The organism is Amycolatopsis sp. M39, from assembly GCF_001651785.1.
Taxonomy (GTDB): Bacteria; Actinomycetota; Actinomycetes; order Mycobacteriales; family Pseudonocardiaceae; genus Amycolatopsis; species Amycolatopsis rubida.
The window spans coordinates 16409-32450 of sequence record NZ_LWSF01000042.1 but is presented as its reverse complement, the minus strand read 5'-3'; the positions used below and the strand labels follow the sequence as shown (position 1 = coordinate 32450).

At 70.3% G+C, this 16042-nt stretch carries 13 protein-coding genes and 1 pseudogene; 8 read left to right on the top strand and 6 right to left on the bottom strand.

Features of this window, described 5'->3' with window-relative positions; all coding sequences use genetic code 11:
* Window positions 1–4: 4 nt before the first annotated feature.
* Window positions 5–558 (bottom strand): annotated as a pseudogene (locus tag A4R44_RS47130) (hypothetical protein).
* Window positions 555–1322 carry a carboxylesterase gene (locus tag A4R44_RS43570; RefSeq protein WP_067595159.1) on the bottom strand — a complete coding sequence of 256 codons (768 nt, stop codon included), beginning with the start codon at window positions 1320–1322 and terminating at the stop codon, window positions 555–557. The pseudogene A4R44_RS47130 and the gene A4R44_RS43570 overlap by 4 nt, the downstream one beginning before the upstream one ends.
* Before the next feature lie 218 nt (window positions 1323–1540).
* On the opposite strand from A4R44_RS43570, the gene A4R44_RS43565 reads away from it, so the two are divergent.
* Together A4R44_RS43565 and A4R44_RS43560 are read left to right on the top strand one after the other, a co-directional pair.
* Complete coding sequence (locus A4R44_RS43565; RefSeq protein ID WP_067595154.1) at window positions 1541–2302, top strand: 1-acyl-sn-glycerol-3-phosphate acyltransferase; 762 nt, start codon at window positions 1541–1543, stop codon at window positions 2300–2302.
* Between the two features lie 20 nt (window positions 2303–2322).
* Window positions 2323–2811 carry a polyadenylate-specific 3'-exoribonuclease AS gene (locus A4R44_RS43560; protein WP_067595152.1) on the top strand — a complete coding sequence of 163 codons (489 nt, stop codon included), beginning with the start codon at window positions 2323–2325 and terminating at the stop codon, window positions 2809–2811.
* 266 nt (window positions 2812–3077) lie between these two features.
* On the opposite strand, the gene A4R44_RS43555 is transcribed toward A4R44_RS43560, so the two are convergent.
* Window positions 3078–4169, bottom strand: coding sequence for a 3-deoxy-7-phosphoheptulonate synthase (locus tag A4R44_RS43555; protein ID WP_067595150.1), 1092 nt, complete (start codon window positions 4167–4169; stop codon window positions 3078–3080).
* 290 nt (window positions 4170–4459) lie between these two features.
* On the opposite strand from A4R44_RS43555, the gene A4R44_RS43550 reads away from it, so the two are divergent.
* From A4R44_RS43550 to A4R44_RS43540, 3 genes are all read left to right on the top strand, one after another.
* The gene (locus A4R44_RS43550) at window positions 4460–5494 is read left to right on the top strand and encodes a 6-phosphofructokinase (RefSeq protein ID WP_067595147.1); all 1035 of its coding nucleotides are present in this window, start codon (window positions 4460–4462) and stop codon (window positions 5492–5494) included.
* Between the two features lie 87 nt (window positions 5495–5581).
* The gene (locus tag A4R44_RS43545; protein ID WP_232792059.1) at window positions 5582–6856 is read left to right on the top strand and encodes a S41 family peptidase; all 1275 of its coding nucleotides are present in this window, start codon (window positions 5582–5584) and stop codon (window positions 6854–6856) included.
* Between the two features lie 9 nt (window positions 6857–6865).
* On the top strand, window positions 6866–7300 hold the full coding sequence (locus A4R44_RS43540) for a VOC family protein (protein WP_067595143.1): 435 nt from the start codon (window positions 6866–6868) through the stop codon (window positions 7298–7300).
* Window positions 7301–7345: 45 nt separating this feature from the next.
* Here A4R44_RS43540 and A4R44_RS43535 read toward each other — a convergent pair whose 3' ends face one another.
* A complete protein-coding gene (locus A4R44_RS43535; protein ID WP_232792058.1) occupies window positions 7346–9088 on the bottom strand; it encodes a putative Ig domain-containing protein in 1743 nt (580 codons plus the stop codon).
* Window positions 9089–9259: 171 nt separating this feature from the next.
* Here A4R44_RS43535 and A4R44_RS43530 point away from each other — a divergent pair, with 171 nt between their 5' ends.
* On the top strand, window positions 9260–12085 hold the full coding sequence (locus A4R44_RS43530) for an AAA family ATPase (protein WP_067595138.1): 2826 nt from the start codon (window positions 9260–9262) through the stop codon (window positions 12083–12085).
* A gap of 79 nt (window positions 12086–12164) precedes the next feature.
* Here A4R44_RS43530 and A4R44_RS43525 read toward each other — a convergent pair whose 3' ends face one another.
* Both A4R44_RS43525 and A4R44_RS43520 read right to left on the bottom strand, forming a co-directional pair.
* Window positions 12165–13601: an aromatic amino acid ammonia-lyase gene (locus A4R44_RS43525; protein WP_067595136.1), complete on the bottom strand. Its 1437-nt coding sequence runs from the start codon at window positions 13599–13601 to the stop codon at window positions 12165–12167.
* A 10-nt stretch (window positions 13602–13611) separates the two neighbouring features.
* Window positions 13612–13914: a helix-turn-helix transcriptional regulator gene (locus A4R44_RS43520; protein WP_202506792.1), complete on the bottom strand. Its 303-nt coding sequence runs from the start codon at window positions 13912–13914 to the stop codon at window positions 13612–13614.
* 169 nt (window positions 13915–14083) lie between these two features.
* On the opposite strand from A4R44_RS43520, the gene A4R44_RS43515 reads away from it, so the two are divergent.
* On the top strand, window positions 14084–15301 hold the full coding sequence (locus tag A4R44_RS43515) for a glycoside hydrolase family 18 protein (RefSeq protein ID WP_067595130.1): 1218 nt from the start codon (window positions 14084–14086) through the stop codon (window positions 15299–15301).
* A 59-nt stretch (window positions 15302–15360) separates the two neighbouring features.
* Complete coding sequence (locus tag A4R44_RS43510; RefSeq protein WP_067595198.1) at window positions 15361–16026, top strand: DUF2461 domain-containing protein; 666 nt, start codon at window positions 15361–15363, stop codon at window positions 16024–16026.
* The last annotated feature ends 16 nt before the right edge of the window (window positions 16027–16042 follow it).

Here is a 16042-nt window from a genome sequence, read left to right as displayed (position 1 = left end):
CCGGTCAGACCTGGGCGCCGTTGCTGGGGTCCGCGCCCGGCGGCGGGCCCTGGCGCACGCGCAGCAGGAGCAGCGCGATGCCGGTGGCGAGCGAGAGGATGCCGAGCGGCGTGGCGAGCGCGGGGCCGACCCCNCGACCCCGATCAGGTTCGGCACGATCAGCAGCAGGAGCCCGACGACGAAGAACAGCAGCACGATGAACGCGCCCTTGCGCCAGCGCGGCAGCGGCGGCGGCTCCGGGGGCACGTAGTGCTCGTCGTCCTCGGCCGGGTCGCCGGAGAACATCGTGGTGTCCCAGTCGGTGCCGCCGGTGCGCCAGCCCTCCGGCGACGGCGGCGGGGGAGCGGCCGGGGCAGGCGGGTCCGCGGCGGGTTTCGGCTTGGCCTCGCCCGCTTCGGGTTCGGTTCCGGGGGACGCCTCGGGTCCGGCTGACGAGGAGCCGGAGAACGGGTCCTCGTCCAGGAACACGCCCACGCCCTCGGCCCGGAGGTCGGCCACGATCTCGGCGAACGTGGCGTCGACGTCCTCGGGTCCGTCCGCGCCTTTCCCCCGGTTCATCCGGCACCCACCTGTCCCGCCCGCAGCTGCCGGGCGAAGTCGACACTGCGGCTGAAGATCAGTTCCGCGTCGTGGTCCTGCGTCGCGACGTGGAAGCTGTTCTCCAGCACCACCTCGGTCACCTTCGTGCTCGAGATGCCGTCCAGGACGATCTGCGAGTTCTCGGGTTCGACGACGTGGTCGACCCGCGAGTGCAGCAGCAGCACCGGCTGCGTCACCTTCGGCAGGTCGGCCCGCACGATCTTCCACAGCCGGGCGAGGCTCGCCGCGGCCCGCACCGGGGTGCGCGGATAGGCCAGTTCGACCTCGCCGGGCTTCGCGATGTCGTTGCCGATCGCGCGGATCGAGGGGACCACCCGCGACAGCAGCGGCAGCACCTTGGCGTCCAGGCCGAGCCGCGTGACCGACGGGTTGACCAGCACGATGCCGGAGATGTCCGCGCCGAACTCCTCGGCGAGGCGGAGGGCGAGCGTGCCGCCCATCGACATCCCGCCGACGAACACCTGGTCGCAGTCCGCGCGCAGCGCCAGCAGCGCCTCGCGGACTGTGGCGTACCAGTCCTGCCAGGTCGTCCGGTTCGCCTCGCGCCAGTGCGTGCCGTGGCCGGGAAGCAGCGGGCAGCGCACCGCGAAGCCCTCGGCGGCCAGGTGCCCGCCCCAGGCGCGCATGCCGTCGGGCGTCGCGGTGAATCCGTGGCAGAGCAGGAAGCCGGCCCCGGAGGAACCCGGGTGGGAGAACGGTTCCGCGCCGGCGAGCACGCCCATCACGAACGCCCTTCCGAATCGAAGCGGTGGAGTCTCCCCATGCTCTCACGCCGAAGCCGGGTTGTGGGGCCTACTCCGGAAGCGGGGGCCCTTCCGGTCCCGCTGTGAGATCGGTCGCTGCCGCCGGGTGACCGCCCGCTCTCGCGTTGTGCGGGCCGGTGCTTGTTCCGTACGCTGACCTGCCGGGGCCCGCGCGGGCAGGAAAGGACTGGAACCCGGTGCTGTACTGGCTGATGAAGTGGGTGTTCATCGGGCCGCTGCTGAAGACGCTGTGGCCCACCAAAGTCGTCGGTGCCGAAAACATCCCCGAGACGGGTGGCGCCATCCTCGCGGGCAACCACCTCGCGGTCGCGGATTCGTTCTTCATGCCGTTGCGGGTCAAGCGCAAGGTCACCTTCCCGGCGAAGTCGGAGTACTTCACCGAGCCCGGGTTCAAGGGCCTGCTCAAGAAGTGGTTCTTCACCGGCGTCGGCCAGTTCCCCATCGACCGCTCCGGCGGCAACGCCGCGCAGGCCGCGCTCGACACCGCGACCCGGCTGGTCAAGGACGGGCACCTGCTCGGCATCTACCCCGAGGGCACCCGCTCCCCGGACGGGCGGCTGTACAAGGGCAAGACCGGCGTCGCCCGGATCGCGCTCGAATCGCGCGGCGTGGTGGTCCCGGTGGCGATGGTCGGCACCGACAAGGTCAATCCGATCGGTTCCAAGATGTGGTGGCCGCGGCGGCTTGAGGTGCGCTTTGGCAAGCCGCTCGACTTCTCCCGGTACGAGGGATTGGCCGGCGACCGGTTCATCGAACGGTCCATCACCGACGAGATCATGTACGCGCTGATGGAGCTGTCCGGCCAGGAGTACGTGGACATTTACGCGGCCAAGGCCAAGGAGCTGCTCGCCGCCGAGGCGGCCGGAGTGGAGCCCGCGGTGCCGGCTCAGCCGCGGGCTCTGGACGCCGATCGGGTGCCGGAGACAAAGGCCGGCTAAGGCCCCACTAGAGTTCCCCGGTGCGTTTTTTCTACGACACCGAGTTTATCGAGGACGGCGTGACGATTGACCTGGTGTCGATCGGTGTCGTTGACGAGCGCGGGCGCGAGTTCTACGCCGTGTCCACTGACTTCGACCCCGGGCGGGCCGGGGCTTGGGTCCGGGAGAATGTCCTGCCCAAACTGCCGTCTCCGGCGGATCCGGCTTGGCGGAGCCGGGAGCGGATCCGGGCGGACCTGCTGGAGTTCTTCGGGAAGCCGCCCGGGGGGATCGAGCTGTGGGCCTGGTTCGCGGCTTACGACCATGTGGCGTTGGCGCAGTTGTGGGGGCCGATGCCCGCGTTGCCTCGGCAGTTGCCTCGGTTCACCCGGGATCTCCGTCAGCGGTGGGAGGACGCCGGGAAGCCCAAGTTGCCTGCTGCGCCTGGGGATCAGCATGACGCGTTGGCGGATGCTCGGCATAACTTGCAGCGGTGGGGGGTTATCGAGGAGGCTTTTCGGCGGCGGTGACGGGGGCGGCTCGTCGCCTGGGGGCGACCTTGCGCCCGGTCGCTTGCGTGGGGCACCCCGAAGCTGATGGTGCGCATTTGGGGCTTCGGATCGGGGTGCGGGGGTGGTGTGGGTGCCTGGTGGGGCGGGTGCACTGGCTGCGGGTGGGGGTGGTGGCGGCGATGGGCGGAGTGGTCCGTGAGGGGGTCTCGCGCCTCCGGTTGAGGGTCGTGAGGGAGACCCTGAGGGAATCAGAGTTCGTGCGGGTTCCCCTCACGGACAGCGGGTCAGCGGCGGCGGGTGCGGACGGCGGCGGCCAGGGTGTCCAGCAGGTCGTCGGTGGTGTCCCAGTCCATGCAGGCGTCGGTGATCGACTGGCCGTAGGTCAGGTCCGCCGGGCGGCCCAGCACCAGGTCCTGGCGTCCGGCGACCAGGTTGCTTTCCAGCATGAGGCCCGCGATTCCGCGTTCTCCCGCAGCGATCCGGCCGGCCAGGTCGCGGACGACTTCCGCCTGGCGGACGTGGTCCTTGGCGCTGTTGCCGTGGCTCGCGTCGACCACCACTCGTTCCGGGAGGCCGGACTTCGCCAGGCGGGCGAGGGTTTCCCCGACCGAGGCCGGGTCGTAGTTCGGGCCCGCGGAGCTGCCGCGCAGGATGACGTGGCAGTCCGGGTTTCCGGAGGTCGTCACCAGGGCGGCCAGGCCGTCCATGGTGATGCCGGGGAAGACGTGCGAGGCGGCGGCGGCGCGGGTCGCGTCCACGGCTACCTGGATGTCGCCTTCGGTCGAGTTCTTGATGCCGACCGGCATGGACAGGGCGCTGCACAGTTGCCGGTGGACCTGGCTGGCCGCGGTGCGGGCGCCGATCGAGCCCCAGGTGACGATGTCGGAGATGAACTGCGGGGTGATCGGGTCGAGGAATTCGCAGCCGACCGGGAGGCCCAGTTCGGAGACGTCCAGGAGCAGTTTCCGGGCCAGGCGCAGGCCCTTGTTGACGGCGAAGGTGCCGTCCAGGCCGGGATCGTTGATCAGGCCTTTCCAGCCCAGCGTCGTGCGCGGCTTTTCGAAGTACACCCGCATCACGAGGTGCAGGTCTTCGCGCAGAGTCTCAGCCTTGGCGGCCAGGCGGCGGGCGTAGTCGAGAGCGGCTTCGGGGTCGTGGACCGAGCACGGGCCGACGATCACGGCCAGGCGGTCGTCGCGGCCGTCGAGGACGTCGACGGTTTCCGTGCGGCCGTTTTCCACCACTTTCGCGACCGCGGCGTCCGCGGGATGGTCTTCGCGCAACAGCGCGGGCGAGATGAGGGGACTGACCGACGTCGTGCGGCGGTTGTCCAGCGTGCTCGCGTCGGCGGGGGCGGCGACGAGGCGGGTGCTCATGAGCGGGTGGTTCCTTCCTGGTGGACACCGACCCGCGGGGGATTCGCCGAGCCGGTTCGAGATCCGGCTCGGGGTGGAGGTCAGCGCAGGTTCACGCCGCCGTGCCCACCCGGGGCCGGCTTCGTAAACCAGAAATAGCGCTGCACGCCGCCACGGTAACACACCCTCGAACCGTCCCGATCCGGACCGGATTGGCAGGTGGTCCGCCCTGCACCGATCCAGATCCGAGCCGCTACGCTGTCCGCGGACTGTGACTGCACTCTCCCTGCGAGGAAAGACGGAGGCAACAGATGCGTGTCGGTGTGCTGACGGGGGGCGGCGACTGCCCCGGCCTGAACGCGGTCATCCGCGCGGTGGTCCGCAAGGGCGTCGAGGTGCACGGCTGGGAGTTCGTCGGCTTCCGCAACGGCTGGCAGGGNTGGCAGGGCCCGCTGACCGGCGACAGCCGGCCGCTCGGCCTCGCCGACGTCGAGGACATCCTCACCCGCGGGGGCACCATCCTGCGGTCGTCGCGGACGAACCCGTACCAGGTCGACGGCGGCGTCGACCAGATCCGCAAGGTGCTCGCCGACCAGGGCGTGGACGCGCTGGTCGCGATCGGCGGCGAGGACACCCTCGGCGTCGCCAAGCGGCTGACCGACGACGGCATCGGCGTCGTCGGCGTGCCCAAGACGATCGACAACGACCTCGGGGCCACCGACTACACGTTCGGCTTCGACACCGCGGTCTCCATCGCCACCGAGGCGATCGACCGGCTGCACACCACGGCCGAATCGCACCACCGGGCGCTGGTCATCGAGGTCATGGGACGGCACGCGGGCTGGATCGCGCTGCACTCCGGCCTCGCCGGCGGCGCGAGCGTGATCCTGGTTCCGGAGCGCCAGTTCTCCGTCGACCAGGTGGTGCAGTGGGTCGAGCGCCGCTTCGAAAAGGAGTACGCGCCGATCATCGTCGTGGCCGAGGGCGCGCTGCCCGAGGGCGGCGAGGAGAAGCTGCTGACCGGTGAGAAGGACGCCTTCGGGCACGTCCGGCTCGGCGGTATCGGCAACTGGCTGGCCGACGAGATCTCCGAGCGCACCGGCAAGGAATCGCGGGCGGTCGTGCTCGGCCACGTCCAGCGCGGCGGCACCCCGACCGCCTACGACCGGGTTCTCGCGACGCGCTTCGGCCTGCACGCGGTGGACGCGGTCGCCGACGGCGACTTCGGCGTGATGGTGGCGCTCAAGGGCACCGACATCGTGCGCGTGAAGCTGTCCGAGGCGACGGCCGAACTGAAGACCGTTCCGCTGGAGCGGTACCAGGAAGCCGAAGTCTTCTTCGGCTGAGGCTCTCCTGTGGTGGGGGCAACCCCACCACAGTGCCGGGGGCGCGCGGTATTCCGTGCGCCCCCGGCTTTTTTCTACCCTCGGCTCGTGCGAATCTTTCTGGCGGGCTTGACGATGCTCTCGGTGACCGCGGCCCCTCCTTCCACTGTGGACGGTGTCTGGCGGACCGACGGCTACGGGCAGCTGGTCCAGGTGTCCGGCGGCAAGTTGACGACCTACGACGTGACCAAGGCCAGTTGCCTGCCCGGCACTCTTTCCGGAACTGGCGACGGCACGACGTTTTCCACGAACGAAGGCTCGGTCGTCACCGTCCGGGCGGGCAGGATGAGTTTCGACGACAACCTCGGCGCGCGGTCGTTGCGTCGGGTGCCGGGGGGTCTGCCGTCCGCGTGCCAGGCTTCGGGAGCGGACGTGTTCGACGTCTTCTGGCGCACCTTTGCCGAGAACTATCCCTTCTTCGGCGCGAAAGGCGTCGACTGGAAGTCCGAAGGGGACGCTGCCCGCCGCGAGGCCGCCGCACATCCGGAACGGCTCTTCGACATCCTTTGTGGACTGATCCGTCCGCTGCACGACGCTCATGCCGGCCTGCTCGCGGCGGGCCGGCACTGCTCTTTTCCGCGACCAGGCACTCCGGAGCTGAACACGACTGTCCCGCGCGCGATCGCCGTAGCCGACGCGAATCTCGGCGCGCCGATCAAGCGGTGGGCATCCGGAGCCATCGCCTACGCGGACCTGCCGGAGGGCCGCGGATACCTGCGGATCAGCGGATTCCACGACTACGCCGGCACTTTCGCTGCCAGCAGCAAGGTCCTGGCGAAAGCGCTGGACGAAATCTTCACCGCCGACCGGGTGCACACGCTGCGCGGCCTGATCCTCGACCTGCGCGTCAACGGCGGCGGGGACGACCCGCTCGGCCTGCAAGTCGCCGCCCGGTTGACCGGCGTCCCGCATTTCGCCTACGCCAAACGCGCGCGCAACGACCCGGACGACCCGACCCGGTTCACCGTGCCGCAACCGTTCTTCGTCCGACCTGCCGCAGCGCCGCGCTACACCGGCCCGCTGACGGTCCTGACCGGCAGCCTGGACGTCTCAGCGGGGGAGACCTTCCTGCAAGCACTGCTGAACCGGCATCCGCGGCCGGTCCTGATCGGACAGTCCACTCAGGGCGCCTTCTCGGACCTGCTGGAGCGGACGCTGCCGAAGCCGGGCTGGACGGTGGCGTTGCCGAACGAGGAGTACCTCGACTCCCGCGGCCGCGCCTACGACGGCACCGGCATCGGCCCGGACCTCCGGGTCCCGGTTTTCGCCCCGGACGACCTCGCCGCCGGAAGAGACCCGGCGCTGGCCGCAGCCCGCCGGTAAGGTGAGCGCATGGGGTCGGTCAAGCAGTTCCAGGTCACTTTCGATTGCGCGGAACCCGAGCGCGTCGCCCGCTTCTGGTGCGAGGCGCTGGGGTACGTCGTGCCGCCGCCGCCGGAAGGGTTCGCCGACTGGGCCGAGTTCGACCGTTCGCTGCCTGCCGAGCACCAGGGCGCGGCGTCCGCCTGCGTCGATCCGAACGGGGTCGGTCCGCGGCTGTACTTCCAGCGCGTGCCCGAAGGCCGCGTGGTGAAGAACCGCGTGCACCTCGACGTGCGCGTGGGCACCGGTCTGGTGGGCGAGGAACGGCTGGCGGCGCTGAAGGCCGAGGCCGAACGGCTGACGGCGTTGGGGGCGTCGGTGGTGCAGGTGCTGGTCGCGGACGAGGTGAACGAGTCCTGCATCCCGATGCGGGACGTCGAAGGCAACGAGTTCTGCCTGGACTGAGGAAGCCGCCGTGCCGGTGAAGGCCACGGCACGGCGGCCGCCGGTTCAGGAAACCGAAACGTTGGCCGGAGCGGTGAACGCGCCGCCCGACACCTGGTAGAACTGCGTCACGGTGAGACTGCCGCCCGCCGGGACGCTGTTCTGGCCGGTGATCACGACGTGCCCGGTGGAGGCGGACGCGGTGCCCGGGTTCGTCATCGACAGCGACTCGTTCGAGGGCAGGTCGAACGACAGCGTCCAGCCGTTCGCCGCCGACGAACCGCCGTTGGTGATCGTGAAGTGCGCGAAGGCGCCGAACCCGTAGTCGTAGTCCGTGGTGAACTTCGCGGTCAGCTTGCCCACCGGGGCCGTCGTGACGGTCCAGGTGAACGGAGCCTGCGCGGTCGCCCCGGCGGAATCGGTGGCCGTCACGGTGACGTCGCTGGTGCCCGCGGCGCTCGGCGTGCCGGTGACGGAGCCGGTCTTGCCGTCGATGGCCAGCCCGGCCGGGAGGCCGTCCGCCGAGTAGGTGTAGGGCGAGGTGCCGCCGGAGGCTGTGACCTTCAGCGAAACCGCCTTGCCCACCACGCTGTTCTGGGTGCCCGGGTTGCTGACGCTCAGCTTGCCGTTGGTGCCGCCGCCGGGGGTGAGGCCGGTGACGCCGTGCGGGGTGCCGAGGCCGGTCGGGCCGTCCCAGCCGGTGCCCGCGTTGCAGATCACGGTGCCGCAGCTGCCGTTGCTGCCCGAGGTGACGTCGTTGAAGTCGCCGGTGTGCGCGTACGGGTACGACGCGGCGTTGTCGCCGTCCTTCGGCGTGCCCGCGAGTGCCCAGATGCCGGCGACGATCGGGGTGGCGAGGCTGGTGCCGCCGTACTGCGACTGCTGGCCGTTGACGTAGATCGTGATGCCGCTGTTGGGATCCGCGTCGGCTGAAATGTCCGAAGTGGCCCGATTGTCGCACGCGGTGCTGATCCCGTTCTGGAACGCGGGCTTGCTGAACTTGCTCGAACAGCCGCTGCCCGCCTTGTTCCAGGCGGTTTCGGAGTAGCCGCCGCCGGACGCGGTCAGCGTGGTGCCGCCGACCGCGACCACCTCGGGCGAGGTCGCCGGGTATTCGGCCTGGGCACCGCTTTCGCTGCCCCAGTCGCCGGTGGCGCCGAGGATGGCGACGCCCGGGTGGTTGTAGTGCTGCTCGGCGTCTGAGGGGATCGCGCTTTCATGGTCGGCGTAGCTGTTCGACACGATCTTCGCGCCGAGCCGGACCGCGCTGTCGACCGCCGCCGCGAGGTCGCTGTCCTCGTTGCTGTTGCCCTCCACCAGCAGGATCTTGCAGTCCGGGCAGAGCGCGCTGACCGCGTCGACGTCGATGGCCATCTCGGTCGCCCAGCCGGAGTCGGTCTTGGACGGAAGCGTGCTCGTGCCGTCCTGGCCGACCACAGTCAGGCAGCCGTTCGCCTTGGTGCAGGAGCCCAGGTTCCAGTGCGACCGGTAGTCGTTCAGGTCCTTCTCGATGCCCGGATCGTCGAAGGCGTCGACGATCGCGACGGTGGTGCCGCCGCTCTTCATCCCGGCGACGCCGTAGGCCTTCTGCAGGTCGGCCGGGCTCATCGCGCTGGCCGGGCGGGCTCCGGACGAAACCAGTTGCACGGCCTGGCATTTCGCGTAACCGGCGGGCGCGTTGGCACACGACGCCGGGCTCAGCTGGGGTCCGGCGTCCGCGGCCGGGGCCGAGATCGCCGCCACCCCCGCTCCGAGAGCGAGCGCGGCACCGGCGGCGGCCAGCCGTCTCAAGGTCATTCCTGCACGCATCATCGCGTCCTTCCTCGTACGCCGCTGCCCGGAAGACGGGCGAAAAGCGGTGCCGCCATTGGATTTCACCGAGGCGGTGCGGAACCAGGAACAACCGGCACAACCGGCCGTTGTGCCGGGAGGAGGAACCCGACCTTCGGAGGATGGCCGCCCGTCCCCGGGCGAGCGACCATGGACCGGCGGGAGGTGCGGGACATGCCGGACGGCGCGACGGAAACGTTCGACCGGACGCTGGTCCGGTTGCGCCGGGCGGCCGGGCTGACCCAGGAACAACTGGCGCAGCGCTGCGGGCTGAGCACGCGCGGCGTGGGGAATCTCGAACGCGGGCAACGGCATCCGCGGCGAGTCACCGTGCAGCTGCTCGCCGACGGTCTCGCGCTGCCCGAGGACAGCCGGGCGGAACTGCTCGCAGCCGCCCGGCGCGGCAGGCGACAGCCGCCGGACCACCCCGTCCCGCCGCCTCGGCCGGCACCGGACCTCATCGGCCGCACCGAGGAACACGCCTTGCTGGACAAGCACATTTCCGGCACAGGCAGGCCGTTTCTGGTCTTCGCGGGACAAACCGGAATCGGCAAGACCCGGCTGCTCGCCGAAGCCGCGACGCTGGCCGAAGCGCGGGGAACGGCGGTGCTCTCGACGGCGTGCTCCCGGTATGGCGGAGAGCCGTACGCGCCGCTCTCCGAAGCGTTCGCGCGGCACGTTTCCGAGCATCCCGCCGGAGGTGGTCTGGCGTTCCTGCTTCCCGAACAGCGCACCGCCGAACCGGCTCCTGCCCGCTGGCTGATGTTCGCCGAAGCAGCGCGGTTTCTCGACACGCTGGCGCGGCGCCGTGGCGTGCTCGTGATCCTGGACGACCTGCAATGGGCCGGTCCGGACGGACTGGCGCTGCTGGCTTCGCTGGTCCAGGACGTCCGGCCGGACCGCGTCCGCTTCCTCGCCGCCTACCGCGACACCGAAATCGCCGCGGCCGAGCCGTTGGCCGACACGCTGCTCGATTTGTACCGGAAAGGTTTGCTGACACAGCATTCGCTGGCCCCGCTGGCGGACGACGACGCGACGACGCTGTTGCACCACAGTGCCGGAACCGAGGTCGGGCAGTCCGCCCGCGACCGGGTGCTCCGGCTCGCCGGCGGACTCCCGTTGTTCCTGGTCCAACTGGGGCACGTACTGGGCAGATCCGGCAAACCGCCCGCGGAACTGCCGTGGGGGCTCGCACACGCGGTGCGGCGGCAGGTCGGTTCGCTGCCCGAACGCACGGCCGAAGTGCTCACCCTGCTGGCAGTGGGGCAGCAGCGGATGGACCCGGACGTCCTGGCCGCGGCTGCCGGGCTGGATCCGGCCGAATTGTCCGAAGTGCTGGCTCCCGCGCACACCGCGCGGCTGCTGGACGAGAACGCCGAGGGTGTCCGGCTCACGCATGAACTGGTCGCCGAGGTAGTGAACGCGGACCTGCCGCCGAGCCGTCGGCATGTGCTGCACCGCAGGCTCGCCGAGGCATTGGGCGGCGCGGCGGCGGCCTACCACTACACGCACGCACAGGACACCGAACGCGCCGCGCAGACCTTGCGGCACGCAGCGGAAAAAGCCAGCAGGCAAGCCGCGCACGACACGGCCGCCCAGCACCTGGGTGCGTTGGCCGACCTGCTGGACCGCACCGGTTCCCAGGCCGCGGTCGCCGAAGCCGCCGAAGCCTGGGCGGACGCGCTCGCCGCCGCCGGTCGGTACGACGCCGCGCTCGCCGCCGCCGAACGGGCGCTTTTGGTGTACCGCAAGGAAGGCGACGAGGAACGGCAACGTCTCGTGATCGCGAGGATCGGCTACCTGCACTACCAACGCGGTACTCCGCGCGAGGGCTTGGCCCGGATCGCTCCGACGCTGACCGAGGACCGGCCCGGCGGATCGGCCGTACGGCTACGGCTGGCTCGCGCCGCGAATCTCTACCAGAGCACGCGCTACCGAGAATCCGTCGAGGTCTCCACGGCCGCGATCGTCGCGGCAGGTTCGGCGGGAGACGAGCATGGCCTAGCGGGCGGACACCTGCGCCGCGGACTCGCGCTGCGCCTGCTCGGCCGCAACGAGGAAGCGCTGGCGGATCTGCACACCGCCGCGGCCACCGCGGAGCTGTGCGGCGACCGGGAGATCGTCGTCCGCGCGCTGACCGGGGTCGCCGTGCTGCACCACTACCGCGGCGAACTGGCCCGGGCCGACCGCCAGTTCGCGCGAATCCTCCGGCTGGCCGAAGAACTCGGCGACCGGGAATTGCTCAGCCGATCGGTCTGCAACGTCGGCGCGAGCGCGATCTACGTCGGCCGCTGGGGCGACGCCCNCGACGCCCGACGGCGGTTCAGCCAGGCACTGGAACTGGCCGGACACGGCCGCTCGCCCATGTGCGGCGCGATGGCCCTCATCGGGCGCGGCGGCCTGCGGTCAGCTTGCGGCCGCTACGACGCGGCAGCCGACGACCTGGCCCAAGTGATCCGACTGGGCCAGGAAAGCGACAATGCCGACATTATCTGCAACGCGTCCGCCCAGCTGGCGGAGAACGACGTGCGCGCGGGCCGCCCTGAGCGAGGAGTACGGAGGTTGCTGCCTTTGCTCGCGCTGCGAGGGGAACGGAGCTGGCAGATGACCGACGCCTTGCCGTTCCTCGCCGAAGCGCAACTGGCCGCCGGTGACCCGGTTGCCGCCGGGGAGACCGCTGCGGAGGCTGTCGCGTGTACTGAGCATATCGACCACATCCTGGCCCGCACGGATGCTTTCCGGGTGCAGGGGCTGGCTTTTCTCCGGTGCGGGATCCTTTCCTCGGCGGAGGAGAGTATGGCGGAGGCGCGTTCGTTGGCGGAACGGATGGCTTCGCCTTATCTGCTCGCACGGGTCAGTGCGGCGCACGCCGAGCTGTCGGACCGCCTCGGGGACTCTGTGGCCGCGGCTCGGGAGCGGGAGCGGGCGGAGGAGTTGTTCACGGCTTTGCGGCGGGATGCCTTGGCGGAGGAGTGATCCGTCCGTGCGGGGAACCCCGGGGGAAGCAGATTTCCCCGCACGGACGTCGGTGGGAGCGAATGCCCACTGTGGTCAGTCAGATCCGAGCCAGTTCGTCGAGCACCCCAGCAGCTTTCGCGATGTCCTCAGTCAACGGCCGATCCTCCAGCCGCTCGTCCAGCACCCCCGCCGCAGCCGCGAACGCCGCCCGCACCGGCAGATCCACCAGCTCCGCCCTCCGGATCCGCAACGCCCGTACCGCCGCCACCAGTTCGCAAGCCAGCACCTGCCGATAAGCCGCCGCAGCCGCGGCAGCTGCCCGGGCGGCCTGGGTCGAGAAGCTCGCGTGGTCCTCGATCCCACGCGACACCACCGCAGTCCCGAGCGTCGCGGGCAACGCCGCCTGCCGCAGTTCGGTCAGCGCGTCGTGCGCCACGTACTCCAGGATCATCACCCCGGAACTCCCCGGCGGCCCGACCGCGAGGAACGGCCGCAAGCCGGTGAATTCCGGTTCCACCAAGTCCCCCAACCGGGCCACGGACAGCTCCGCGACCTGATGCACCGTCGCGCGGGCTTGGTCGAGTGCAGTCGAGACATACGCGGTGTGGAAGTGCGCGTGGTGGTACGCGTCGCCGTGCACCGTGGAGATCATCGGATTTTCCGTACTGGCATTGATCTCCACGGCGAGCACGTCACGCAGATAGTGGATCGCGTCCAACGCGGGACCCTGCACCTGAGGAAAAGCGCGCAGCCCGAAGGGATCCTGAAGCCGACGCCCCGGCTTGGGCGTGCCGTGCATGCCCAACAGCCGACGCATCTCGGCTGCGCACGCCACCTGTCCGGCGTGCGGACGCGCTTCGTGCACAGGCGTCGCGTACGCCTCGGGGTTGCCGTCGAGAGCCACGTACGTGAGCGCGGCGACGGCGTGGCTCGCGCGGGTGAGCGTGTCCAGGCTCATCGCGGCGAGAGTCGCTTCGGCGAGCGTCGCGGCGTTGCTGCTCATGAACGCCAACGCGTCGCCCGCGTGCACCGGAACCGGTGGCACCGCGCCGATCGCCCAATCGCGTTCCCCAGCCAACGCGAGCGCGGTTTCCGCGAGAGGAGCGAGGTCTCCGGTGCCGATCGCGCCCAGCCGGTGCACCACGGGCAGTGCTCCGGTGCGCACGGCTTCGGCGAGCGCACCGATCAGTTCCGGGCTGATTCCGGACCGGCCGGCCAGCAGCTGGTTGAGCCGGATCAGCAGCATCGCGCGGATCTGGCCGTCCGGCAGCAGTTCGCCGCTGCCGCCGGCGTGGCTGCGCAGCAGGCGAAGGCCGTGTTCGGCGGGCTCGTCCACCGCGTCGTCCTTGTTCGCGCCGACGCCGGTGGTGCGGCCGTAGACCACTCGCCGGGTGCTCAGGTCCTCGGCCAGCTTCCACGAGTGCTCGGCGGCGCGCAGCGCGGCGATGGACACGTCGATCGCCAGCGGGCCTTCGGTGTGTGCCGCCGTGACCACGTCGGCACACCGCAGGGTCCGGCCGTCCACTCGGATCACGGCGTGCTCCTCACTCGGTTTCGTCGAGCCGCTGTTCGAGCGCGTCGAGCCGGTTCGCCCAGAACTGCCGGTAGGGCGCGAGCCACGCGTCCACTTCGGCCAGCGGCTCGGCACGCAGCCGGTAACAGCGGCGCTGCGCGGACACCCGCACGCTCACCAGCCCGGCCTCGCGCAGGACGCGCAGGTGCTTGGACACGGCGGGCTGGCTGAGCCGCAGTTCGGCCACCAGTTCGCCGACCGACCGCTCGCCCTCCAGCAGCAGGTCGAGCAGCGCGCGGCGGCGGGGTTCGGCCAGCACGTCGAAGGTCTGCATCACCCCGGAAATCTGCCTCGCGGCGCATATGCCTGTCAAGGAATGCGCGTACCGCCGAATGTCCGTTTTATGGTCTAAACCATTGACCTGGTGGTCTAGTCCACTTACGGTGCCTTTGTCCCTGCCGTTGCCAGTTCGTCACCGACGGTGACTCCTGAAGGGAGCAACGATGCTTCGCTTGCGCAGAACACGCCTGCTGGCTTTGGCGACCGCGGCGTTCGCCGCCGCGGCCGCGCTCGTCCCCGCCGCGTCGACGGCCGCGCCCGCGAGAACCGAGGCCGCGTCCGGCAAGGTGGTCGGCTACTTCACCGACTGGGGCATCTACGACCGCGACTACCACGTGAAGAACGTCGAAACGTCCGGGTCGGCGAACAAGCTCACGCACCTCAACTTCGCCTTCGGCAACGTCGCGAACGGCGGCTGCGCGATCGGCGACGCGTGGGCCGACTACCAGAAAACCTACGACGCGGCGGGCAGCGTCGACGGCGTCGCCGACACCTGGGACCAGCCGCTCGCGGGCAGTTTCAACCAGCTCAAGAAGCTGAAGGCCAAGCACCCCGGGCTGAAGATCATCTGGTCGTTCGGCGGCTGGACCTGGTCCGGCGGCTTCGGCCAGGCCGCGAAGAACCCGGAAGCCTTCGCGAATTCCTGCTACAACCTGGTCAACGACAAGCGCTGGGCCGGGCTGTTCGACGGCATCGACCTCGACTGGGAGTACCCGAACGCTTGTGGTCTCACGTGTGACACGAGCGGTCCCGACGCGTTGAAGAAGCTGCTCGCGGCAGTCCGGGCGAAGTTCGGCTCGTCGAAGCTCGTCACCGCCGCGATCACCGCCGACGGCAGCGACGGCGGCAAGCTCGACGTCGCCGATTACGCGGGTGCCGCGCAGTACGTCGACTGGTACAACGTGATGACGTACGACTTCTTCGGCGGCTGGGCCGCGCAGGGCCCGACCGCGCCGCACTCGCCGCTGACGTCGTACAACGGCCTGCCGACGCAGGGCTTCTATTCGGACGCGGCCATCCAGAAGCTCAAGAGCAAGGGCGTCCCGGCGTCGAAGCTGCTGCTGGGCATCGGTTTCTACGGCCGCGGCTGGACCGGCGTCACGCAGAGCGCGCCGGGCGGCACCGCGACCGGACCGGCCCCTGGCAAGTACGAGCCGGGCATCGAGGACTACAAGATCCTGAAGACCAGCTGCCCGGCGACCGGAACCGTCGCGGGCACCGCGTACGCCAAATGCGGTTCGAACTGGTGGAGCTACGACACCCCGTCGACCATCGCGGGCAAGACCTCCTACGCGAGGTCCCAGGGTCTCGGCGGCACCTTCTTCTGGGAGTTGTCCGGCGACACCTCGAACGGCGAGCTGATCACGGCACTCGCCAAGTAAGCCCGCTCGACGCAGCCGGGGCGCCGGTTCTGTCGGCGCCCCGGTTTATCGTGCTGCGGGTGAAGTTCAGCGGATTCGGGGAGCACGCCGTCGAGTTCTACGACGGGCTGCTCGCGGACAACACCAAGGCCTACTGGGACGACCACGTGGCGATCTACAAGGAGCACGTCCGGGCTCCGATGGAGGCGCTGCTGGCCGAACTGGAGCCGGAGTTCGGCGCGGGCTTCGGGGAGGCGAAGGTGTTCCGGCCCTATCGCGACGTCCGGTTCGCCAAGGACAAGACGCCGTACAAGACCCACTGCGGCGGCGTGATCGAGTCCGGCCGCGGCGGGGGAGCCTATTACGTCGAGGTCGGCCCGGCCGGGCTGCGCGTCGGCGGCGGCTGCTTCCACCTGGCCCCGGACCAGCTGGCCCGGTACCGCACGGCGGTCGACACCGAACTGCACGGGCCCGCGCTGGAGAAGATCCTGGCGAGCCTGTGCAAGGCGGGCTGGGAAATTCTCGGCGACCGGCTGAAGTCCAAACCGCGCGGGTTCGCCGAGGACCATCCGCGCCTCGACCTGCTGCGGCACCGCTCGGTGTACGCCGTACGCGGCTGGGAGCCGGACGACTTCCTGCACGAGCGCGAGGCGCTGGACCGAGTCCGGAAATCGTGGCGCCAGCTGCGGAAGTTCAACGAGTGGGCACGCGACCGCGTGGGGGCGAGCGAGCAGCCGTGCCGCTGATCCGGGCATCCCCCGC

Bases quoted from the DNA above. Each gene is read 5' to 3' on its own strand.
- A4R44_RS43535 (WP_232792058.1), bottom strand. From the start codon at position 9,088: ATGCGTGCAGGAATGACCTTGAGACGGCTGGCCGCCGCCGGTGCCGCG.
- A4R44_RS43555 (WP_067595150.1), bottom strand. From the start codon at position 4,169: ATGAGCACCCGCCTCGTCGCCGCCCCCGCCGACGCGAGCACGCTGGAC.
- A4R44_RS43570 (WP_067595159.1), bottom strand. From the start codon at position 1,322: ATGGGCGTGCTCGCCGGCGCGGAACCGTTCTCCCACCCGGGTTCCTCC.
- A4R44_RS43515 (WP_067595130.1), top strand. From the start codon at position 14,084: ATGCTTCGCTTGCGCAGAACACGCCTGCTGGCTTTGGCGACCGCGGCG.
- A4R44_RS43520 (WP_202506792.1), bottom strand. From the start codon at position 13,914: ATGCAGACCTTCGACGTGCTGGCCGAACCCCGCCGCCGCGCGCTGCTC.
- A4R44_RS43540 (WP_067595143.1), top strand. From the start codon at position 6,866: ATGGGGTCGGTCAAGCAGTTCCAGGTCACTTTCGATTGCGCGGAACCC.